19 protein-coding genes are annotated in these 20,464 nt (G+C 64.4%); 15 read left to right on the forward strand and 4 right to left on the reverse strand.

The genetic code is table 11. From position 1 onward, the window contains the following. Nucleotides 1-33: 33 nt before the first annotated feature. From yidC to rpmH, 3 genes are read right to left on the reverse strand one after another with little or no spacing between them, the layout of a single operon-like run. Entirely contained in the window at nucleotides 34-1,749 is a 1,716-nt protein-coding gene (gene yidC, locus AC5P6H_RS16145; protein WP_014648955.1) for a membrane protein insertase YidC, read from the reverse strand. Continuing rightward, a complete protein-coding gene (gene rnpA, locus AC5P6H_RS16150; RefSeq protein WP_080053031.1) occupies nucleotides 1,749-2,243 on the reverse strand; it encodes a ribonuclease P protein component in 495 nt (164 codons plus the stop codon). Before rnpA ends, yidC begins: the two co-directional genes overlap by 1 nt. A 5-nt stretch (nucleotides 2,244-2,248) precedes the next feature. Then, on the reverse strand, nucleotides 2,249-2,389 hold the full coding sequence (gene rpmH, locus AC5P6H_RS16155) for a 50S ribosomal protein L34 (protein WP_005411729.1): 141 nt from the start codon (nucleotides 2,387-2,389) through the stop codon (nucleotides 2,249-2,251). A 254-nt stretch (nucleotides 2,390-2,643) separates the two neighbouring features. Here rpmH and dnaA point away from each other — a divergent pair, with 254 nt between their 5' ends. From dnaA to AC5P6H_RS16230, 15 genes are all read left to right on the forward strand, one after another. Next, the gene (gene dnaA, locus AC5P6H_RS16160) at nucleotides 2,644-3,975 is read left to right on the forward strand and encodes a chromosomal replication initiator protein DnaA (protein ID WP_014645405.1); all 1,332 of its coding nucleotides are present in this window, start codon (nucleotides 2,644-2,646) and stop codon (nucleotides 3,973-3,975) included. Nucleotides 3,976-4,250: 275 nt separating this feature from the next. After that, nucleotides 4,251-5,351 carry a DNA polymerase III subunit beta gene (gene dnaN, locus AC5P6H_RS16165; protein ID WP_100554271.1) on the forward strand — a complete coding sequence of 367 codons (1,101 nt, stop codon included), beginning with the start codon at nucleotides 4,251-4,253 and terminating at the stop codon, nucleotides 5,349-5,351. Between the two features lie 991 nt (nucleotides 5,352-6,342). Continuing rightward, complete coding sequence (gene recF / locus AC5P6H_RS16170) at nucleotides 6,343-7,437, forward strand: DNA replication/repair protein RecF (protein WP_014645406.1); 1,095 nt, start codon at nucleotides 6,343-6,345, stop codon at nucleotides 7,435-7,437. A 112-nt stretch (nucleotides 7,438-7,549) separates the two neighbouring features. Then, a complete protein-coding gene (gyrB, locus tag AC5P6H_RS16175; RefSeq protein ID WP_014645407.1) occupies nucleotides 7,550-10,009 on the forward strand; it encodes a DNA topoisomerase (ATP-hydrolyzing) subunit B in 2,460 nt (819 codons plus the stop codon). A 67-nt stretch (nucleotides 10,010-10,076) separates the two neighbouring features. Further along, nucleotides 10,077-10,925, forward strand: a complete 849-nt coding sequence (locus AC5P6H_RS16180; protein ID WP_046433405.1) for a CPBP family intramembrane glutamic endopeptidase — start codon at nucleotides 10,077-10,079, stop codon at nucleotides 10,923-10,925. 71 nt (nucleotides 10,926-10,996) lie between these two features. After that, entirely contained in the window at nucleotides 10,997-11,803 is an 807-nt protein-coding gene (locus AC5P6H_RS16185; RefSeq protein ID WP_014645409.1) for a M48 family metallopeptidase, read from the forward strand. 132 nt (nucleotides 11,804-11,935) lie between these two features. Continuing rightward, complete coding sequence (locus tag AC5P6H_RS16190; RefSeq protein ID WP_014035419.1) at nucleotides 11,936-13,129, forward strand: tetratricopeptide repeat protein; 1,194 nt, start codon at nucleotides 11,936-11,938, stop codon at nucleotides 13,127-13,129. A gap of 143 nt (nucleotides 13,130-13,272) precedes the next feature. Then, nucleotides 13,273-13,941 carry an energy transducer TonB gene (locus tag AC5P6H_RS16195; RefSeq protein WP_049408447.1) on the forward strand — a complete coding sequence of 223 codons (669 nt, stop codon included), beginning with the start codon at nucleotides 13,273-13,275 and terminating at the stop codon, nucleotides 13,939-13,941. Nucleotides 13,942-14,035: 94 nt separating this feature from the next. After that, on the forward strand, nucleotides 14,036-14,797 hold the full coding sequence (exbB, locus tag AC5P6H_RS16200; protein WP_495202879.1) for a TonB-system energizer ExbB: 762 nt from the start codon (nucleotides 14,036-14,038) through the stop codon (nucleotides 14,795-14,797). Nucleotides 14,798-14,858: 61 nt separating this feature from the next. Next, nucleotides 14,859-15,284: an ExbD/TolR family protein gene (locus AC5P6H_RS16205; RefSeq protein ID WP_005421196.1), complete on the forward strand. Its 426-nt coding sequence runs from the start codon at nucleotides 14,859-14,861 to the stop codon at nucleotides 15,282-15,284. Nucleotides 15,285-15,287: 3 nt separating this feature from the next. Beyond that, nucleotides 15,288-15,701, forward strand: a complete 414-nt coding sequence (locus AC5P6H_RS16210) for an ExbD/TolR family protein (RefSeq protein WP_005411740.1) — start codon at nucleotides 15,288-15,290, stop codon at nucleotides 15,699-15,701. Nucleotides 15,702-15,874: 173 nt separating this feature from the next. Further along, nucleotides 15,875-17,335, forward strand: coding sequence for a cardiolipin synthase (cls, locus tag AC5P6H_RS16215; RefSeq protein WP_495202880.1), 1,461 nt, complete (start codon nucleotides 15,875-15,877; stop codon nucleotides 17,333-17,335). Nucleotides 17,336-17,375: 40 nt separating this feature from the next. Beyond that, nucleotides 17,376-17,645, forward strand: coding sequence for a hypothetical protein (locus tag AC5P6H_RS16220; RefSeq protein ID WP_014645412.1), 270 nt, complete (start codon nucleotides 17,376-17,378; stop codon nucleotides 17,643-17,645). Between the two features lie 9 nt (nucleotides 17,646-17,654). After that, the gene (locus AC5P6H_RS16225; RefSeq protein ID WP_014645413.1) at nucleotides 17,655-18,398 is read left to right on the forward strand and encodes a pyridoxine 5'-phosphate synthase; all 744 of its coding nucleotides are present in this window, start codon (nucleotides 17,655-17,657) and stop codon (nucleotides 18,396-18,398) included. A 142-nt stretch (nucleotides 18,399-18,540) separates the two neighbouring features. Further along, nucleotides 18,541-19,632: a PA0069 family radical SAM protein gene (locus AC5P6H_RS16230; protein WP_032957941.1), complete on the forward strand. Its 1,092-nt coding sequence runs from the start codon at nucleotides 18,541-18,543 to the stop codon at nucleotides 19,630-19,632. A 56-nt stretch (nucleotides 19,633-19,688) separates the two neighbouring features. Here the strand turns inward: AC5P6H_RS16230 and AC5P6H_RS16235 are convergent, their stop codons facing one another. Then, nucleotides 19,689-20,396 carry a 2OG-Fe(II) oxygenase gene (locus AC5P6H_RS16235; protein ID WP_032957940.1) on the reverse strand — a complete coding sequence of 236 codons (708 nt, stop codon included), beginning with the start codon at nucleotides 20,394-20,396 and terminating at the stop codon, nucleotides 19,689-19,691. Between the last annotated feature and the right edge of the window lie 68 nt (nucleotides 20,397-20,464).

The raw sequence follows: 20,464 nt of genomic DNA on the forward strand, positions 1-20,464 counted from the left end.
TGGGGTCAGCCGGCCAGCGGCCGGCTCTACCGATTACTTCTTCTTGACCGGGGCCGGAGCGGTGGTGGCCGCAACCGGCTCGCCGCCATGGCGCTTGGTCATCCACCACTGCTGCAGCAGGCCCAGGCCACCGTTGACCACCCAGTACAGGACCAGGCCGGACGGCATGAAGGCCATCATGACGCCGAACACCAGCGGCATGAACTGCATCATCTTCTGCTGCATCGGGTCCATGCCCGGTGCCGGGGTCAGCTTCTGGGTGAACCACATCACTGCCACGTTGATGACCGGCAGGATGAAGTACGGGTCGCGTGCGGTCAGGTCCTGGATCCAGCCGAACCAGGGCGCCTGGCGCAGTTCGACCGATTCCACCAGCACCCAGTACAGGGCGAAGAAGATCGGCATCTGGATGAGGATCGGCAGGCAGCCGCCCATCGGATTGATCTTTTCCTTCTTGTACAGCTCCATCATCGCGGTCTGGAACTTCTGGCGGTCATCGCCATAGCGTTCCTTCAGCTGCGCGATGCGCGGCTGGAAGCGGCGCATCTTGGCACCGCTCTTGTACTGGGTCGCCGACAGCGGGTACAGCACCAGCTTCAGCAGCACCACCAGGCCGACGATCGCCCAGCCCCAGTTGCCGACCAGCTTGTGCACCTGGTTCAGCACCCAGAACAGGCCCTGGCCGATCACCGCCATCATCGAGAAGCGGCTGTAGTCGACCACGCGGTCCAGGCCCGGCACGTCTTCCTTGGCGATCAGGTTGACCAGCTTCGGGCCGACCCACAGGCGGGCCTCGGTGCTGGTGGACTGGCCCGGGGCCACGGTGAAGGCCGGGCCACGCGCTTCAATCAGGTCACGACCGGCCACCTGCGACAGCACGTAGTGCGCGGTCTGGTCCTTCTGCGGGATCCAGGCGGTGAAGAAGTGATGCTGCAGCATCGCCAGCCAGCCGCCGGTGATGTTCTGGTTCAGTGCGCCGTCGTCCAGGTAATCCTTGAACGCACGACGCTGGTACTTCTTGTCGTTGTCGTACCAGGTGGCGCCGTTGAAGCTGAACGAATCCGGGTTGGTCATGCTCCGCGACAGGATGGTCGGGGTGCGGTCCAGGGTGCGGTAGACGTAGCCGTTCCACGGTGCGGCGCCGGCATTGCTGACTTCGTCCTTGAAGCGCACGGCGTACTCGTTGCGCGAGACGGTCAGGGTGCGCTTGATGGTCACGCCGTTGTCGGCGGTCCACACGAACGGGATCTGCAGTTCGTTCTGGCCCTTGGCCAGCACGAAGTCCTTGGTATCACCGACCAGCTTGAAGCCGTCAGCGCCGGGAACCGGGGTGTTCTTGTCTTCGCTGGCCCAGCCGCTGATCGCGCTGTACGGATGCGCGGGGTCTTCGGTCAGCAGGCGAACCGGCGGGCTGCCTTCGTCCTTGGTCTGCGGGAACTGCAGCAGCTCGGCATCGAGCACACGGCCGCCGTCCAGCACCAGGCGCAGCACGTCGGTGGTGACGGTCACGCGCTGGCTGGCCGGGGTGGCGCTGGCCTGGGCCTGCACAGCGGCCTGGCCCGGCGCACCCGGGACCTGCGCGCTGGGGATGCTGCCCGGGGTCGCGCCCGGAACACTCTGTGCAGCAGCCGGGGCCGACGTGGTCGTCGGTGCCGGGGTCGGAGCAGCCTTTTCACGGCTCCACTCCATCCACAGCAGCACGGCCACCATCAGCCAGGCAAAAATGAGGAATACGCGGGTCTGGTTCATCAGCGGACAGGCTCGGCGGGGCCGGGACGCGATGCCGGCTCGGTCAAAGAAGGAGTTGCGATGCCATCAGGCGGCGGCATTGTGCCGTCCACGCCCGGCGCGGGCAATGCACGCAGGCGACGCAGCAGGCGCAGGAAGGCCTGGCGGATCTCGTCGTTGCTGGCGGAACGCGCAGCACTACGCGCCACGACGACGAAGTCGCCTGGCTGGATTTCGGTACGTGTCTGACGCAGGATGTCGCGCAGGACGCGCTTGATCCGGTTACGCCCCACGGCGTTCGGATCAACCTTGCGGGAAACCGCCAGACCCAGCCTGGCCGGCCGGTCAGCCGGCAGCCAGTGCAGGGTCATCAGCGGATCGGACACACGGCGGGCGCCGTTGAAGACCGTTGAATATTCGGCACGCGTGCGAACCCGCGCAGAGCGAGGGAATCGCTTGCGCGGGTCTGCAGTATTCACTGTCGAAGGGATTGCGTCTGCCGCGGGGTGCGGCATGGCAATCAGGCGCTCAGGACTTTGCGGCCCTTGGCGCGGCGACGCGACAGGATCTTGCGGCCGTCAGCGGTCTTCATACGGGCACGGAAGCCGTGGTCGCGCTTACGCTTGAGGTTGCTGGGCTGGTAGGTGCGCTTCGTGGCCATTGGGGCCTCTCGTATGAATGGGACGGAAAGAACCGGAAATTCTAGAGAGGTACCCTACCCCGCGTCAACCCCTGGCAGCTACGCGAATTCACCGGGCTGTGCAATAGCTGTGGATGTTTTTGTGAATAAGTAGGGGACAAGCATTCCGAAGGCGGGCGCTCGGTGGTAGTCTGAGCCATCCATTTCCCCCCTTTCCGGCCTGTGTTTGGGCGCCTTGTCGCGTCCATGCCCCGGCCACCGGACGATTATTGCTGATGGATGCCTGGTCCCGTAGTCTCGAGCGCCTCGAAGCGGAGTTCCCGCCGGAAGACGTTCATACCTGGTTGAAGCCGCTGCAGGCCGATCTGCGCGTGGACAGCCTGGTGCTGTATGCACCGAATGCCTTCATCGTCGACCAGGTCCGCGAGCTGTACCTGGCCCGGATCCGCGAGCTGCTGGCGCATTTCGCCGGTTTCAGCGACGTTTTTCTTGAAATCGGGTCGCGCCCGCGCCCTGTGGAGGCGCAGAACGCGCCGGTTTCCACGCCGTCGGCGCATGTGTCCAGCGAACCGCAGGTGCCCTTCGCCGGCAATCTGGACAGCCACTACACGTTCGCCAACTTCGTCGAAGGCCGCAGCAACCAGCTGGGCCTGGCCGCCGCCTTCCAGGCAGCGCAGAAGCCGGGCGACCGGGCGCACAACCCGCTGCTGCTGTACGGAGGTACGGGCCTGGGCAAGACCCACCTGATGTTCGCCGCCGGCAACGCCATGCGCCAGGCCAATCCAGGTGCAAAGGTGTTGTACCTGCGTTCGGAACAGTTCTTCAGCGCGATGATCCGGGCCCTGCAGGAAAAGACCATGGATCAGTTCAAGCGCCAGTTCCAGCAGGTGGATGCGCTGCTGATCGATGACATCCAGTTCTTCGCCGGCAAGGACCGCACCCAGGAAGAGTTCTTCCACACCTTCAACGCGTTGTTCGATGGCAAGCAGCAGATCATCCTGACCTGCGACCGCTATCCGCGCGAAGTCGAGGGCCTGGAAGCGCGCCTGAAGTCGCGGCTTGCCTGGGGCCTGTCGGTCGCGATCGAACCGCCGGACTTCGAGACCCGCGCCGCGATCGTGCTGGCCAAGGCGCGCGAACGCGGTGCCGAGATTCCCGATGATGTTGCGTTCCTGATCGCCAAGAAGATGCGCTCCAACGTGCGCGACCTCGAGGGCGCGCTGAATACCCTGACCGCCCGCGCCAACTTCACCGGCCGCGCGATCACCACCGAATTCGCCCAGGAAACCCTGCGTGACCTGCTGCGCGCCCAGCAGCAGGCGATCAGCATTCCCAACATCCAGAAAACCGTTGCCGACTACTACGGCCTGCAGATCAAGGATCTGCTGTCGAAGCGTCGGACCCGCTCGCTGGCCCGTCCCCGCCAGGTCGCCATGGCCCTGACCAAGGAACTGACCGAGCACAGCCTGCCCGAGATCGGCGACGCCTTTGCCGGTCGCGATCACACCACGGTGCTGCATGCCTGCCGCCAGATCCGGACCCTGATGGAAACCGACGGCAAGCTCCGCGAAGACTGGGACAAGCTGATCCGGAAGCTGAGCGAATGATGCACGGATGCCGATGAGGCGTCATCGCACAAAACGGTGCAGAATCCGGTAGCAAGCGCGGGACACGTTGTGGATAAAAATGCCGTTTGAAATCGCGCCAGATTTATCCACAGCTTTCCCCACCCCTTGGGGGTCGGTAATGCAGAGGGTTTCGAGGTCTGAAATACCTTTAATTACAAAGACTTAGCATTGTTTTCCAGCGATTCTGTCTCTACCAGCACCACCAAGCTTTTGATTTATTCCACATTTTTTAAAGCATAGGGGCACGGAACCACATGCGTTTCACACTGCAGCGCGAAGCCTTTCTCAAGCCGTTGGCACAGGTCGTCAACGTGGTCGAACGCCGCCAGACCCTTCCGGTTCTGGCCAATTTCCTGGTCCAGGTGCAGAACGGCCAGCTGTCGCTGACCGGTACCGACCTGGAAGTGGAGATGGTGTCGCGGATCGCGGTTGAAGATGCCCAGGACGGCGAAACCACCATTCCCGCCCGCAAGCTGTTCGAGATCATCCGCGCCCTGCCCGACGGCAGCCGGATCACCGTCTCGCAGACCGGAGACAAGATCACCGTGCAGGCCGGTCGCAGCCGTTTCACCCTGGCCACGCTGCCTTCGAACGACTTCCCGTCGGTGGATGAAGTGGAAGCCACCGAGCGCGTGGCCATCGGTGAGGCGACCCTGAAGGAGCTGATCGAGCGCACCGCGTTCGCGATGGCCCAGCAGGACGTGCGCTATTACCTCAACGGCCTGCTGTTCGACCTGCGCGGCGATGCCCTGCGTACCGTTGCCACCGACGGCCACCGCCTGGCGCTGTGTGAAACCGATCTGGCCAAGCCCAGCGGGTCCAAGCGCCAGATCATCGTGCCGCGCAAGGGTGTGACCGAACTGCAGCGACTGCTGGAAAGCGGCGATCGCGAGATCGAGCTGGAAGTCGGCCGCAGCCACGTGCGCGTCAAGCGCGACGATGTCACCTTTACCTCCAAGCTGATCGACGGCCGCTTCCCGGACTACGAAGCGGTGATTCCGATCGGTGCCGACCGTGAAGTGAAGGTTGATCGCGAAGCGCTGCGCGCCTCGCTTCAGCGCGCCGCGATCCTGTCCAACGAGAAGTACCGCGGCATCCGCGTGGAAGTCTCGCCGGGCAACCTGAAGATCAGCGCGCACAACCCGGAACAGGAAGAAGCCCAGGAAGAGATCGAAGCCGATACCTCGGTCAGCGATCTGGCCATTGGCTTCAACGTGAACTACCTGCTGGATGCCCTCTCCGCCCTGCGCGATGAGGAAGTCATCATCCAGCTGCGCGATTCCAACTCCTCGGCACTGGTGCGTGAATCCAGCAGCGAGAAGTCGCGCCACGTGGTGATGCCGCTGCGTCTCTGACAGCTGCTGTTCCACGTGGAACCGAACGACGCCCGGGATCTTCCCGGGCGTTTTTTTTGCAGGTTCCACGTGGAGCATCGAGAAGACGCAGTTCTCCGGACGACGTCACTTCCGTCGATGGGCTCGGTTGAAATCCGTTGCCTTTCCGGGATGTTCGTCTCGATCGTTGAAAACAGGATCGCTGGATCGTAGCAATGACGAGTCGCGATTGATCGAAAGTCCAGGTGCAGGATCCGATACTCGTCGCCTGTCCCCAGATCCGGCCAGACAGGGACCGATGATCCTGCATCGCGGCGCGATGGACTTCCCTCTGCAAACGCCGCTGTCCACAGGGAAGATTCGATGCAGATTGGGGCAAGCCTAGCTTCTAAATCTGGGTATAAATCTAAAGCATGGTGGTGATGGTAGAGCCAGATCTCGTGGAAAAACACCTTATCTGACTGATTTAAAAGAAATTTATGCACCTGAAACCCCCTGTATATCGGCCTCCCAGCCTGGGGGGGAACCTGTGGATAGTTTCGAAGGCATGGCAAAAGGGCTTTTTTATCCACAGATTGCCCATACCTTGTGTATAAGTCATACAGGGCAGCTGTGGACAGCGTGGAACGATCGGTCTGAATTCTTTGAAATCTGTGGAACCGCCCAGGGCATGGGACCGTAGATTTCAAGGAATCTGCAGGTTCATCCGCTGGTACTCGCCGGCGACGAGGCAAGCGCTGTCCACGGCATCGCCTGAAATCGGCGAAATCCAAGGCTCACACCCCCGCTACCCTTCGCAGAATCGAAGGATTTCCGGGCTTGCCGAGACCCACATCTGCTGGGATGAGGAAACAGCGCCACGTGGAACCAGCGGTCAGGGCGCAGGCAGACCTGCGGTAACTGCTCCATAGCTGGCCGGATAGCTGGCCGGGCACGTCCGGCTTGACCGATGCAGTAAGCTGATGAATTCCCTGCCCCTCTGCCGCCCCGTGCGGATGGTCTTTCGCGCCCCATGCTTATCCGCCGCCTCGCCCTGCACCAACTGCGTCGCTTCAATGCGGTGGAGCTGTCGCCCCAGCCGGGATTGAACCTGCTGACCGGCGACAACGGTGCCGGCAAGACCAGCGTGCTCGAGGCCCTGCACCTGATGGCCTATGGGCGCAGCTTCCGTGGTCGTGTCCGCGATGGATTGGTGCGCCAGGGCCAGGAAGCGCTGGAAATCTTCGTGGAATGGGACGAACAACGTGCCAATCACCCGCCGCACCGCCGAAAGGCCGGCCTGCGGCACAGTGGCCAAGATTGGAAGGGGCGCCTGGACGGCGAAGACGTGGCCCAGCTCGGCAATCTGTGCGCAGCGCTTGCGGTAGTCACATTCGAGCCAGGCAGCCATGCGTTGGTCAGCGGTGGTGGTGAACCTCGCCGCCGATTCCTCGATTGGGGCTTGTTCCACGTGGAACCTGATTTCCTGTCCCTGTGGCGCCGGTATTCGCGGGCACTGAAACAGCGCAATGCCCTGCTCAAGCAAGGTGGCCCGTCGCGGATGCTGGATACCTGGGATCACGAACTGGCTGAAGCCGGCGAACCGTTGACCAGCCGTCGGCAGCACTACCTGGAGCGTCTGCAGCAGCGCACCGTGGCGCTGGCTTCCAGCCTGGCCCCGCAGCTCGGCATCCAGGCACTGGAACTCAGCCCGGGCTGGCGTCGGCACGAGCTCCCTCTGGCCGATGCGCTGCTTCTGGCCCGGGAACGTGACCGCCAGGCCGGATACACCTCGGTCGGTCCGCACCGGGCAGACTGGAGCGTGGATTTCCACAGCATTCCGGGTCGCGATGCGCTGTCCCGCGGCCAGGCCAAGCTGACGGCATTGGCATGCCTGCTGGCGCAGGCCGAGGACTACGCGGAACAGCGCGGCGAATGGCCGGTGATCGCATTGGACGATCTGGGCTCGGAGCTGGATCGCACCCACCAGGCGCGGGTTCTGCAGCGCCTGCTCGGCGGGCCCGCGCAGATCTTCATCACCGCCACCGAAACGCCGGCGGCGCTGCAGGAACTGACCCACATCGCCCGGTTCCACGTGGAACATGCACAGATCGTGGCTGTGCCATAGTGGGCACACCAGGGCCGCTCGACCCCGGCTGGTATAATTCGGGTTGGAATCCTTTCATTCTCGGCGCATCGCTCCAAGCGGTGGCCGACCTGCGGAGCCTACGGCAAGCGCAATGAGCGACGAACAGAACACCCCGGCAAACAACGGCAATTACGACGCCAACAGCATCACCGCCCTGGAAGGCCTGGAGGCTGTCCGCAAGCGACCCGGCATGTACATCGGCGACGTGCATGACGGCACCGGTCTGCACCACATGGTGTTCGAGGTTGTCGACAACTCGATCGACGAAGCGCTGGCCGGCCACGCCGACCATGTCGCGGTGACGATCCACGCCGACGGCTCGGTCTCGGTGTCCGACAACGGTCGCGGCATTCCGACCGGCAAGCACGAGCAGATGAGCGCCAAGCTCGGTCGCGAAGTGTCGGCCGCCGAAGTGGTGATGACCGTCCTGCACGCAGGCGGCAAGTTCGACGACAACAGCTACAAGGTGTCCGGCGGCCTGCACGGCGTCGGCGTCAGCGTGGTCAACGCGCTGTCGCAGAAGCTGCTGGTGGACGTGTTCCAGAACGGCTTCCACTACCAGCAGGAATTCAGCAACGGCGCCGCCGTGACCGCGCTGGCCAAGCTGGAAACCACCACCAAGCGCGGCACCACCGTGCGCTTCTGGCCGTCGACGGTCGCCTTCCACGACAACGTGGAATTCCACTACGACATCCTGGCTCGCCGCCTGCGCGAGCTGTCGTTCCTGAACTCCGGCGTCAAGATCGTCCTTGCCGACGAACGTGGCGATGGCCGCCGTGATGACTTCCACTACGAAGGCGGCATCCGCAGCTTCGTGGAGCATCTGGCCCAGCTGAAGACCCCGCTGCACCCGAACGTCATCTCGGTCACCGGCGAGCACAACGGCATCGTCGTGGATGTGGCGTTGCAGTGGACCGACTCCTACCAGGAGACGATGTACTGCTTCACCAACAACATTCCGCAGAAGGACGGCGGCACCCACCTTGCCGGCTTCCGCGGTGCGCTGACCCGTGTGCTCAACAACTACATCGAGCAGAACGGCATCGCCAAGCAGGCCAAGATCAACCTGACCGGCGATGACATGCGCGAAGGCATGATCGCGGTGCTGTCGGTGAAGGTGCCGGACCCGAGCTTCTCCAGCCAGACCAAGGAAAAGCTGGTCAGCTCCGACGTGCGCCCGGCGGTGGAAAACGCCTTCGGCGCGCGCCTGGAAGAGTTCCTGCAGGAAAACCCGAACGAAGCCAAGGCGATCGCTGGCAAGATCGTCGACGCTGCGCGTGCACGCGAAGCGGCGCGCAAGGCCCGCGACCTGACGCGCCGCAAGGGCGCGCTGGATATCGCCGGCCTGCCGGGCAAGCTGGCCGACTGCCAGGAAAAGGACCCGGCGCTGTCCGAACTGTTCATCGTCGAGGGTGACTCGGCAGGTGGCTCGGCCAAGCAGGGCCGCAACCGCAAGAACCAGGCGGTGCTGCCGCTGCGCGGCAAGATCCTCAACGTGGAACGCGCACGCTTCGACCGCATGCTGTCCTCCGACCAGGTGGGTACGCTGATCACGGCCCTGGGCACCGGCATCGGCCGTGACGAGTACAACCCGGACAAGCTGCGGTACCACAAGATCATCATCATGACCGACGCCGACGTCGACGGCGCCCACATCCGCACCCTGCTGCTGACCTTCTTCTACCGTCAGATGCCGGAGCTGATCGAGCGCGGTTACGTCTACATCGGCCTGCCGCCGCTGTACAAGATCAAGCAGGGCAAGCAGGAGCTGTACCTGAAGGACGACCCGGCGCTGGACAGTTACCTGGCCAGTAGTGCGGTGGAAAACGCCGCGCTGGTGCCGGCCACCGGCGAACCGGGCATCGAAGGCCTGGCGCTGGAAAAGCTGCTGCTGGCCTATGCCGCCGCGCTCGATTCCATCGAACGCAATGCCCACCGCTATGACCGCAACCTGCTCGAAGCGCTGGTCGATTTCGTGCCGATGGACATGGACAGCCTGCGCAATGCCGGCGAAGGCGAAGGCCTGGATGCGCTGGCCAAGCGCCTCAACCAGGGCAGCCTGGGCAGCCCGCGTTTCAGCCTGGAACTGCAGGAGGCCAACGAGGAGCGCCCCGCCGCCGTGCTGGTGACCCGTCGCCACATGGGCGAGGAGCACATCCAGGTGCTGCCGCTGTCGGCGTTCGAAAGTGGCGAACTGCGCGCGATCCACCAGGCCTCCAAGCTGCTGCACGGGCTGGTGCGCGAAGGTGCAACGATTTCCCGCGGCGCCAAGTCGATCGAAGTCGACAGCTTCGCGAAGGCGCAGAACTGGCTGCTCGAGGAGGCCAAGCGCGGCCGCCAGATCCAGCGATTCAAGGGTCTGGGTGAAATGAATCCGGAGCAGTTGTGGGATACCACGGTGAACCCGGAGACCCGTCGCCTGCTGCAGGTGCGCATCGAGGATGCGGTCGCTGCCGACCAGATCTTCAGCACCCTGATGGGCGATGTGGTCGAACCGCGTCGTGACTTCATCGAAGACAATGCGCTGAAGGTCGCCAACCTGGATATCTGACACAATCGGGACCTGGCCGGTGCGCGGGGAGCTGCACCGGCCTTCGTCCCTTGAACGCAGGTACCTGATGTCCGCATCCGCCCCGGTCTCCGCCGCTCCGCCTCCGGTTCCGCCGCCGTCTACCCCGCCGCGCGCCGTGGCACCGTTGGCAGGTTTCTTCATCGACCTGGGCATCGCCGCCGTCACCCTGGTCGGCCTGAGCATGGTCACCGGACTGTTCTGGGGCTTCTACCGTGCGATCGTGGTCAGCCGCGCCAACGTCGCGGCCAATGGCGGTGCACTCACACCTGACAGCGCCGGCGCGGCAGTGGGCCAGCCCGGGGCCCTGGCCCAGATCCTGATGGCCCTGATCGCCACCGGTGGTGCCGCGCTGCTGCTGTACTTCTGGCGGCGCCCGGCGAACGCCGGCGAACGCCTGGCCTCGCGACAGGCGCTGCAGCGTCCTTCCACCTGGGGCTGGACCCTGCTGGTGGCCACGCTGATCGTGGTCGGCAGCAACGGCGTCGCCTTCCTTTCCAAGCAGTTCGGCATCGAGCCGGTGCCGACCAACGTGGAACTGATGCAGAGCGCGATCGCGCGCTTCCCGTTGTTCCTGGTGCTGTTTGCGGTCGTTCTCGCCCCCGCCTACGAAGAGCTGCTGTTCCGTCGTGTCCTGTTCGGGCGCCTGTGGCAGGCCGGCCGCCCCTGGCTGGGCCTCATCCTCAGCAGCCTGGCGTTCGCCCTGGTCCATGAAGTGCCCGGTGTCAGCAAGAACTCGCTGCTGGGCATGGCGCAGCTGTGGCTGGTCTACGGCGGCATGGGTGCCGCCTTCTGCTGGCTGTACCGCCGCACCGGCACCCTGTGGGCGGCGATCACGGCGCATGCGCTGAACAACGCGGTGGCGCTCGCCGCAATGGTGTTCCTGGGGTCAACGTAACGCCGTGCCCGCTTGACGAAAGATTAAGCAGGTACGCTACACACTGCGCACATGAACACGGGGGCGGACCCATGAAACAACTGCTGCTGGCTCTAGTCATCACCACCGTGGTCAGTGCCTGTGCGACCACCACCTCGCCAACCGGAAGACGGCAGATGGTGGGCGGCGTATCGCAGGCACAGCTTGACCAGCTCGGCGCGCAGGCGTTTGCCGAGACCAAGCAGAAAGAGAAGATCAGCACCGATGGCCGCCAGAACGGCTACGTGCAGTGCGTGGTCAACGCGTTGGTCGCGCAGTTGCCGCCTCAGTACCGTGGCGTACGGTGGGAGACCGCCGTGTTCGTCGACAAGGAACCGAACGCCTTTGCCCTGCCCGGCGGAAAAGTGGGCGTGAACACCGGCATTTTCACCGTCGCCAAGAACCAGGACCAGTTGGCTGCCGTGATCGGCCATGAGATCGGCCATGTCATCGCGCGTCACCACGAAGAACGCATCACCCGGCAGATGGGCGCGCAGACCGGCCTGGCCGTGCTGGGCGCGCTGGCCGGTGCCGCCTATGGCGATGGCGCCGCCAGCACGGTCAACCAGCTGGGCGGGATGGGCGCGCAGGCGGCCTTCCTGCTGCCGGGTTCGCGCACGCAGGAAAGCGAGGCAGACGTGATTGGCCAGCGGCTGATGGCGCAGGCTGGATTCAACCCGGCCCAGGCCGTGGACCTGTGGCAGAACATGATGGCCGCCAGCGGCGGTCGCAGCCCGCAATGGCTGTCCACCCACCCCGATCCGGCCAACCGGATCCAGGAGCTGCGACGTGATGCACCGGGCCTGACGCCGGTCTACCAGCAGGCGCAGGCGGCCGGGCTGCGGCCAAAGTGCGGATGAGTGCGCAGTTCTATGCTGTATTGCAGCACATAAAACGATTTCTCACGCCATCTGTTTCTGATACGTTTGGCGGCTCAGATTTTTCTGACAGTCCGACTTTGCCGCTATCCGGCGGTTCGATCGAGGTGAACGATGATTTTCCGTAACCACAAAGCTGTGCTTTCCGTCCTCGTCGCGACCGCCCTGACCGGCGCCGTGGTCACCGATGCCTTTGCGCAGTCCTCGCGTTCCTCCGACCGTGGCAGCCGCGGCGGTAGCAGCAAGCAGGCCAAGGCCGAACCGCTGTACCCGAATGCGACCCGCCAGGAGCCGACCGCCAAGGCCTCGGCCAAGATGGGCAGCAAGCTGCAGAAAATGATCGACAGCTACAACAAGGAAAAGTTCCCGGAGACGCGCGAACAGGCTGACGCGATCCTGGCCGACAGCGCTTCCAACGAGTACGACAAGTCGCTGGCCGCGCAGCTGGCCTCGCAGGCCGCCTACCAGACCGACGACGTGCCGGGCGCCATCGCCTACCTGAAGCAGGTGATCCAGTTCAACGGCCTGGACAACAACGGCCACTTCCAGTCGATGCTGATGCTGGGCCAGCTGCAGCTGCAGGAAGACAAGACCGCCGAAGGCCTGGCCACCCTGGACAAGTACTTCGCAGAGAGCAAGTCGACCAAGCCGGAAGAGCTGATCGCCAAGGGCCAGGCGCTGTACCAGCTGGAGCGCTACCAGGAAGCGATCCCGGTGCTGAAGCAGGCCATCGCCGGCGCCGCCGAGCCGAAGGACAACTGGAACCAGCTGCTGATGGCGGCCCTGTCCGAAGCCGGCCAGACCGGTGAGGCCGTGCAGGCCGCAGAAGCGCTGGCGGCCAAGAACCCGACGGACAAGAAGGCCCAGCTGAATCTGGCCAACATGTACATGCAGGCTGACCAGATGCCGAAGGCCGCCGCGGTGATGGACAAGCTGCGCAGCAGCGGCCAGCTCACCGAAGAGCGCGAGTACAAGCAGCTGTACTCGATCTATGCCAACACCGAGAACAAGGAAAAGGACGTCATCGCGGTCATCAACGAAGGGTTGCAGAAGGGCATCCTGAAGCCGGATTACCAGGTCTACCTGGCGCTGGCCCAGTCCTACTACTACTCCGACCAGGTGCCGCAGGCGATCGATGCGTGGCAGAAGGCTGCCCCGCTCTCCAAGGACGGTGAGACCTACCTGAACCTGGCACGCGTCCTGCATGCCGAAGGTCGCGTCCCCGAGGCCAAGCAGGCCGCCCAGCAGGCGCTGGCGAAGGGCGTGAAGAACCAGGCGGATGCCAAAAAAATCATCAACCTGAAGTAAGTAGGAATAACGCCTGAATGCCTGCTCAGTTGATGCGCAGGCGCTCAGGATTGGTATAAGCTTGGAGGTTCCTGCGGTGTCATGCACCGCTGATCAGGGATCCCGCCCCCGGGATTCCGGCCCCACTATTGAGCTCTTGGCGCATGACGGAACAACTAGTCGTTCACCGGTACGAACAACCCGATGACAAGGGGCTGAGCTGGCCTCGCATCGTCGGCATCGCGTTTGTAATTGCCCTGCATCTGGCCGCCTTCATGATGCTCCTCATTCCCGCCGTGGCTCCCAAGGCCGTCGCGGAGAAGGAGCGCAACGTCATGGTGACCATCGTCGACGCGCCGCCGCCGCCCCCACCGCCGCCGCCGCCGCCGCCGCCGCAGGATACTCCGCCACCGCCGGTGAAGAATCTGTCGCCGCCGAAGCCGTCGCCCGTACCGCCGCCGCCGCAGGCGCCGGTCGTGGACGTGCCGGAGCCGCGCCCGAACGATATCGTCACCCCGCCGTCGCCCCCGTCGCCGCCGGCTCCGCCGACCTCGATCGAGGCCAGCGTGGACATCTCGTCGAAGGCCATGAATCCGCCGCGCTATCCGCCGGCCGCCTTCCGCGCGGGTATCCAGGGCGAAGTGATCCTGATCATTGATGTCGATGCCAATGGCAACGTCACCAATGTCACGGTGGAAAAGTCCAGCCGTAACCGCGACCTGGACCGTGCTGCGATGGAAGCAGCTCGCAAGTGGCGCTTCAACGCCGCTGAATCTGGCGGTAAGAAGGCGGCAGGTCGCGTTCGCGTCCCGGTCAACTTTGCGCTGAACTGATGCGTCCGGGTGGCCCTCCGGCCACCCCCGCTCCCGGTTCGATTGTTTAGCTTAGCTACACCCTTTATCACCACACACAACAAAGGTAAGCGTCATGCTGCAGGAAATTTTCATCGCCGCTGCTGCCGGGGGCAATCCGTCCAACGCCCTGTCGCAGATGGGCTTCGAGCACCTGATCCACGAAATGACCACCAAGCCGGGTGATTTCGCGGTTTCCTGGGTCGTGCTGCTGACCCTGATCGCCATGTCGGCCATGTCCTGGTACTGGACCGTCATCAACATCTTCCGTGCCACCCGCCTGAAGAGCGCCGTTGACCGCGTCGTCAGCCTGTTCTGGGACACCCCGAACGCGCAGGACGCCATCCGTGCGATGGAAGAGCAGCCGGCTTCGGAGCCGTTCTCGAAGATCGCCCTGGACGCTGCCCAGGCCGCTGCCCACCACCAGCGCGCTGAAGGCGGTGCTACCGGCGGCGTCGGTGAGAACCTGAGCCGTTCGGAGTTCGTCGACCGCGCTCTGCGCCAGGCCGTCACCCGCGAAAGCAACAAGCTGCAGTCGGGCATGACCCTGCTGGCCACCGTCGGCGCGACCGCTCCGTTCGTCGGTCTGCTGGGTACCGTGTGGGGCATCTACGGCGCGCTGATCAAGATCGGTGCCACCGGCTCCGCTTCGATCGACGCCGTTGCCGGCCCGGTGGGTGAAGCGCTGATCATGACCGCGATCGGTCTGTTCGTCGCAATCCCGGCCGTGTTCGCCTTCAACTTCTTCAGCAAGATCAACAGCGCGACCATCAGCAAGTTCGATACCTTCGCGCACGACCTGCACGACTTCTTCGCCACCGGTTCGCGCGTCCGCTAATTGCGGCGCGCGTCACCCAGCGACGAAGTAAGTAGTCACCAAGATCTAGACGGAGCCCGTTATGGCTTTCAGTAGTGGTAACAGCGGCGGCCCCATGGCCGACATCAACGTTACGCCCCTCGTGGACGTGATGCTGGTGCTGCTGATCATCTTCATCATCACGGCGCCCCTGATGTCCCACAAGGTCAAGGTGGATCTGCCGGAAGCCAACCTGATCCAGAAGCCGGAAGATGCTGAAAAGCGTCCCAACCCGATCACGCTGGCAGTCAAGGAAGACGGCTCGATCTACTGGAACGACGAAGAAATCAACAAGCAGACTCTCGAGTCCCGCTTGGCGACCGCCGCACAGCAGACCCCGCAGCCGCCGCTGAACCTGCGTGGTGACCGCACCACCAAGATGCGCGTCATCAACGACCTGACCAAGGTCGCGCAGGAACAGGGCATGCTGGACGTCGGCTTCGTTGCGACCAAAGAAAAGGGGCAATAAGCCATGGCATTCAGTAGTGGTGGTGGCAAGGGCCCCATGGCAGACATCAACGTCACGCCCCTCGTGGACGTGATGCTGGTTCTGCTGATCATCTTCATCGTGACCGCGCCGATCATGACGTACCCGATCGCCGTGGACCTGCCGCAGCGCGTGCTCAACCCACCGCCGCAGCTGGTCGAACCGCCGCCGCCGATCGAACTGAAGATCGACGCCAGCAACCAGGTCTCGTGGAACAACAGCCCGATCAATACCAGCGAGCTGCAGCAGCGGATGGAGCAGGAGGTCCAGCGTGACCCGACCAACCAGCCGGAACTGCGCATCGACGCCAGCCCGGATTCCGAGTACGACGTGATGGCCAAGGTTCTGGCCGCCGCGAAGAATGCTCAGATGAAGAAGATCGGATTTGTGCAGCAGTAAACGCTACACCGCAATACAACAGTCATGACGCGACTGCAGACGCCCCTGGAAACAGGGGCGTTTTTTTGTGTTCTCGTCGTGGCGCACGGGTTGGGCTCAGATCCCTTTTCCTGAGGAAAGGGATCTGAGCCCATCCGACCCCATCCGGCAGCAGGCGCCGCTATGATCGGCGGATGCTCGCCCTCTTCGACTCCCTGCGCCATTGGCTCGACGGCATCGCCCACCTCGGCACGATCCTGGCGGTGGCCTACCTGCTCTACCTGTTCGCGCTGGCGGGCTGGATCATGCTGCAGAAGCGCGAGCCGGTGGCCACGCTGAGCTGGATCCTTTCGCTGGCACTGCTGCCCTACCTCGGGCTCTTCATCTACTACCTGCTGGGGCCGCAGAAGGTGAAGCGGCAACGGCTGCGTCGTGGCCGTGCACGCTCGGGCATGGAGCACTACAGCGATATCTGCCCGCCCGATTCGGACTGCACCGAGCTGGCCAAGGTTGCCCAGGCCACCACCGGACTGGCGCCCAGCAGTGCCACCGAGGTGACCTGGCTGGTCGACGGCGCAGCCACCTATGCCGCGCTGCTCGACGCGATCGCGCAGGCGCGCGACCACGTGCACCTGGAGTACTACATCTTCAACCCCGACCATGCCGGCACCGCACTGCGCGATGCTCTGGTCGAACGTGCGCAGGCCGGTGTGCAGGTGCGCCTGCTGCTGGATGCGGTGGGCTCTTCCGCCCTGCCCCGGCGCTTCCTGCAGCCACTGCTGGACGCCGGCGGCGAAGCGATCTGGTTCCATCCGCGACAGCTGCTGAAGCCGTTCAAGCGCCCGTGGCTGAACCTGCGCACCCACCGCAAGCTGGTGATCGTCGACGGTCGCCTCGCCTTCACCGGCGGCATCAACATCACTGACGAGGAAGACGAGAGCCGCAGGCCCGACGCTTACCGCGACCTGCACATGCGTATCCGCGGCCACGTGGTGCGCAGCCTGCAGCTGGTGTTCGCCGAGGACTGGCTCTATGCCAGTGGCCAGGACCACTCGCGTTTCGACATCGCCCGCCTGTGGCCGGCCGACATGCCGCTGCGTGCGGATGGACCGATCAGCGCCCAGGTGCTGGTGTCCGGGCCCGACTCGGGCTGGGAGACCATCCACCGCCTGCACGTGGCGGCGATCCAGGAAGCACACGAGCGCGTGTGGCTGGTGACGCCCTACTTCGTGCCCGGTGAAGCAGCGCGGATGGCGCTGACCTCGGCCGCGCTGGGCGGCCTGGACGTGCGCCTGCTGGTGCCGAAGATGAGCGACTCGTGGTTCGTCACCCAGGCCGCACGGTCCTACTTCGACGAACTGCTGCACGCGGGCGTGAAGATCTACGAGTACGGGCCGCGCATGCTGCATACCAAGGCGTTCATCGCCGACGACGATGTCTGCATCGTCGGCAGCGCCAACTTCGACCACCGCAGCTTCCGGCTGAACTTCGAACTGTCGATGATGATCAGCGACCGTGACCGCGTCGCTGCGCTGGCCGAACTGCTGCAGGGCGAATTCGACCGTTCCACGCGGGTGCACGACCAGGTCGGCCGCTCGCTGTGGCTGCACCGCCTGCCCGAGGCCTTCGCCCGGCTGGCCTCGCCGCTGCTCTGACGCAGCGCTACACTGCGGCGATCATCCGGGGAGCCCGACTATGTACTGGTTGTACCTGCTGCTGGCGCTGGGCTGCTTTGCCTTCGCCCTGAAGACCCCGAGCGCGGGGTTGATGACCCTGTGCCTGCTGGCGGCGCTCGGCTTCCTGCTGGCCTGGGTGCGCGGCCGCTACGTGGCCCGTTTCGGCGACCTGCAGCGCGACCCGGCCACGCTGATCGATGCCGAGGAGCTGCGCCGCCTGCGCGAACAGGCCCAGGCCCGCCGCACTGACGACCACAACGACCACGACCCGTCCCCTCTTTCCAAGTAGTTCCGTTCCATGACCCAGCTCAGCGTCAACGTCAACAAGATCGCCGTCCTGCGCAATTCGCGCGGCGGCGCCGAACCGGACGTGGTGCGTGCCGCCCAGGCCTGCCTGGATGCCGGCGCGCATGGCATCACCGTGCATCCACGGCCGGACCGCCGGCATATCACCGCCGAGGACGTGCTGGCCCTGTCCACGCTGACCCGCGCGCGTGGCGTTGAATTCAACATCGAAGGCAATCCGTTCGCGCCGCCGCGCGAGGGCTACCCGGGGCTGCTGCCGCTGTGCGAACAGACCCGTCCGGCGCAGGCCACCCTGGTCCCCGATGATGACGGCCAGATCACCTCCGACCACGGTTTCGACTTCGAACGCGATGCCGAGCGCCTGCGTCCGCTGGTGGCTGCGCTGAAGGCCATGGGGTGTCGGGTCAGCCTGTTTGTTGACGCGGGCAACCCATTGCTGGAGCAGGCAGCCGAGGTGGGGGCGGACCGCATCGAGCTGTATACCGGGCCCTATGCAGAGGCGCATGCGGCGGGCGATGCCGATGCGATGCTGGCGCTGTTCGCCACTGCTGCCCGACGAGCGCAGGCCGTCGGCCTGGGTGTCAATGCTGGCCACGACCTGTCGCAGGACAACCTGCGCGACTTCCTGGCCCACGTGCCGGAGGTGCTGGAGGTGTCGATCGGTCACGCGCTGATCGGCGAGGCACTGTATGACGGGCTGGATGCCACCGTGCGCGGGTACCTGGCGCTGCTCTGATGCATTGCAGCCGAGCGTAGGCTCGGCTCCACAAGGTCTCTGCATCAACTGTAGAGCCGAGTCCACGCTCGGCTCACCCTCGACCTGAACCCTTCAGGCGGCCGTCGCAGCCATTGAGACGGCCACGACGTACCCTGCCGCAATGGGTATTGCGATCAAGGGCCGAGGTTCCACGTCCCACCTTGCCGGGCGCTTTGAAAGCACCGTCAGCGAGGCGGTGGACGACGGCTGGGCGGTCGACGAAAGCGAAGAGTTCCTCGCCCCGCGCCTGCGCACCGAAGTACGCGCCGAAACCGCGCGCAGCATCATCACCCGCAACAACTCGCCCGACGTCGGCTTCAGTCAATCGGTGAATCCCTACCGCGGTTGCGAGCACGGCTGCTCGTACTGCTTCGCCCGCCCTTCGCATGCCTATCTGAACCTGTCGCCGGGGCTGGACTTCGAGACCAAGCTGTTCGCCAAGACCAATGCGCCGCAGCTGCTGCGCAAGGAACTGTCGAAACCGGGCTATGTGCCGCAGCCGATCGCACTGGGCATCAACACCGATGCGTACCAGCCGATCGAACGCAAGTTCAAGCTGACCCGCCAGCTGATTGAAGTGATGCTGGAGACCCGGCATCCGTTCTCGCTGATCACCAAGAACGCGCTGGTCGAGCGCGACATCGATCTGCTCGCGCCGCTGGCCGCGGAGAACCTGGTCAGCGTGCACTTCTCGGTGACCTCGCTGGACCCGCATCTTTCCGCGAAGCTGGAACCGCGTGCATCAGCGCCACATGCACGGCTGCGCGCGATGAAGCGCCTGCATGACGCCGGCATTCCGGTCGGTGTGATGGTGGCACCGGTGATTCCCTGGATCAACGACAGCGAGCTGGAAGCCGTGCTGGAGGCTGCGCACGGCGCAGGTGCGAGCACCGCCGGTTACGTGCTGCTGCGCCTGCCGCTGGAAGTGGCACCGCTGTTCCGCGACTGGCTGGATACGCACCATCCCGATCGCGCTGCGCACGTGATGAGCACCATCCAGCAGCTGCGCGGTGGCAAGGACTACGACAGCCAGTTCGGCACGCGTATGCGTGGCCAGGGCGTGTATGCCGATCTGTTGAACAACCGCTTCAAGCTGGCACGCAAGCGTCTGGGCTTCAATGCACAGAACAGCCATTGGCCGAAGCTGGATTGCAGCCGTTTCCAGAAGCCGCTGCCGCCGAAGAAGGAGTCGCCGCAGGGCTCGTTGTTCTGAGTCCATCAGTCGAGCATGGCTCGACTCTACATACGCGGCCGACGAGCAGCTCGGCATTACCCTCCAAACAACTTCTGCGCACTCTGGAACAGGATCCAACTCGTCGCGATGAACTTGTCGCCACCCTGCGGCCGGTTGCCACGATGGGTGTGGGTGAACGCCGTCGGGGCGATCAGCAGGCTGCCGGTACGCGGCGCGATCTTGCGGCCCTGGAACAGGAACTCGGTTTCACCTTCGTCAAAGTCGTCGTTGAGGTACAGCGTCCACAGCACATGCCGGTGCAGGGTCTCGGCCTGCGCATCCTTCGGGTACAGCTCGCAGTGCCAGTACGGGTAGCCGCCCTCGCCCGCCGCATACCACTGCAGGTTGATCGCACCCGGGCGCAGGCAGGTGCGGGCCAGGTCGGCCAGCTGCTGCTGCGGCATGTCGGGGAAGTCCTCGGCAGACAGGCGTCGCGGTTGGCCGTTGCTGTCCTGGATCTGCAACATCAGTGGGGCGATCAACGCCTGTGGATAACGGCGTAGATAAGTCAGCAGGCCGTTGAACACCGCAATCTGCAGCTGCTGATCAACATCCTGCCAGCCGTCCAGGCCACTGATGCGCAGATCCTTGCTGTGCTTGAGTTCCGGGAACACGCCACTGCCCACCGCACCGGGCAGCAGGCCACGCGTCGCACGCATGCGCTCGACGATCGCCGCGCAGACCTCGCTGGGGACGGCGTTGTGGATGACTTCGATGAAATCGACCGGGCCCTGCTCGTGCATGCGTGCATTCCTTAGGCGGCAACGGCTTGATGGTGCCGTTTGCCGCCCTCGGTGTCACCCCACGGTCA

The organism is Stenotrophomonas sp. YJH_SMC_110 (assembly GCF_059369255.1).

Bases quoted from the DNA above. Each gene is read 5' to 3' on its own strand.
- recF (WP_014645406.1), top strand. From the start codon at position 6,343: ATGCTTATCCGCCGCCTCGCCCTGCACCAACTGCGTCGCTTCAATGCG.
- AC5P6H_RS16205 (WP_005421196.1), top strand. From the start codon at position 14,859: ATGGCTTTCAGTAGTGGTAACAGCGGCGGCCCCATGGCCGACATCAAC.
- AC5P6H_RS16190 (WP_014035419.1), top strand. From the start codon at position 11,936: ATGATTTTCCGTAACCACAAAGCTGTGCTTTCCGTCCTCGTCGCGACC.
- AC5P6H_RS16220 (WP_014645412.1), top strand. From the start codon at position 17,376: ATGTACTGGTTGTACCTGCTGCTGGCGCTGGGCTGCTTTGCCTTCGCC.
- AC5P6H_RS16235 (WP_032957940.1), bottom strand. From the start codon at position 20,396: ATGCACGAGCAGGGCCCGGTCGATTTCATCGAAGTCATCCACAACGCC.
- AC5P6H_RS16180 (WP_046433405.1), top strand. From the start codon at position 10,077: ATGTCCGCATCCGCCCCGGTCTCCGCCGCTCCGCCTCCGGTTCCGCCG.
- cls (WP_495202880.1), top strand. From the start codon at position 15,875: ATGCTCGCCCTCTTCGACTCCCTGCGCCATTGGCTCGACGGCATCGCC.
- AC5P6H_RS16195 (WP_049408447.1), top strand. From the start codon at position 13,273: ATGACGGAACAACTAGTCGTTCACCGGTACGAACAACCCGATGACAAG.
- AC5P6H_RS16210 (WP_005411740.1), top strand. From the start codon at position 15,288: ATGGCATTCAGTAGTGGTGGTGGCAAGGGCCCCATGGCAGACATCAAC.
- dnaN (WP_100554271.1), top strand. From the start codon at position 4,251: ATGCGTTTCACACTGCAGCGCGAAGCCTTTCTCAAGCCGTTGGCACAG.
- AC5P6H_RS16230 (WP_032957941.1), top strand. From the start codon at position 18,541: ATGGGTATTGCGATCAAGGGCCGAGGTTCCACGTCCCACCTTGCCGGG.
- rpmH (WP_005411729.1), bottom strand. From the start codon at position 2,389: ATGGCCACGAAGCGCACCTACCAGCCCAGCAACCTCAAGCGTAAGCGC.
- exbB (WP_495202879.1), top strand. From the start codon at position 14,036: ATGCTGCAGGAAATTTTCATCGCCGCTGCTGCCGGGGGCAATCCGTCC.
- rnpA (WP_080053031.1), bottom strand. From the start codon at position 2,243: ATGCCGCACCCCGCGGCAGACGCAATCCCTTCGACAGTGAATACTGCA.
- AC5P6H_RS16185 (WP_014645409.1), top strand. From the start codon at position 10,997: ATGAAACAACTGCTGCTGGCTCTAGTCATCACCACCGTGGTCAGTGCC.
- AC5P6H_RS16225 (WP_014645413.1), top strand. From the start codon at position 17,655: ATGACCCAGCTCAGCGTCAACGTCAACAAGATCGCCGTCCTGCGCAAT.
- dnaA (WP_014645405.1), top strand. From the start codon at position 2,644: ATGGATGCCTGGTCCCGTAGTCTCGAGCGCCTCGAAGCGGAGTTCCCG.
- gyrB (WP_014645407.1), top strand. From the start codon at position 7,550: ATGAGCGACGAACAGAACACCCCGGCAAACAACGGCAATTACGACGCC.
- yidC (WP_014648955.1), bottom strand. From the start codon at position 1,749: ATGAACCAGACCCGCGTATTCCTCATTTTTGCCTGGCTGATGGTGGCC.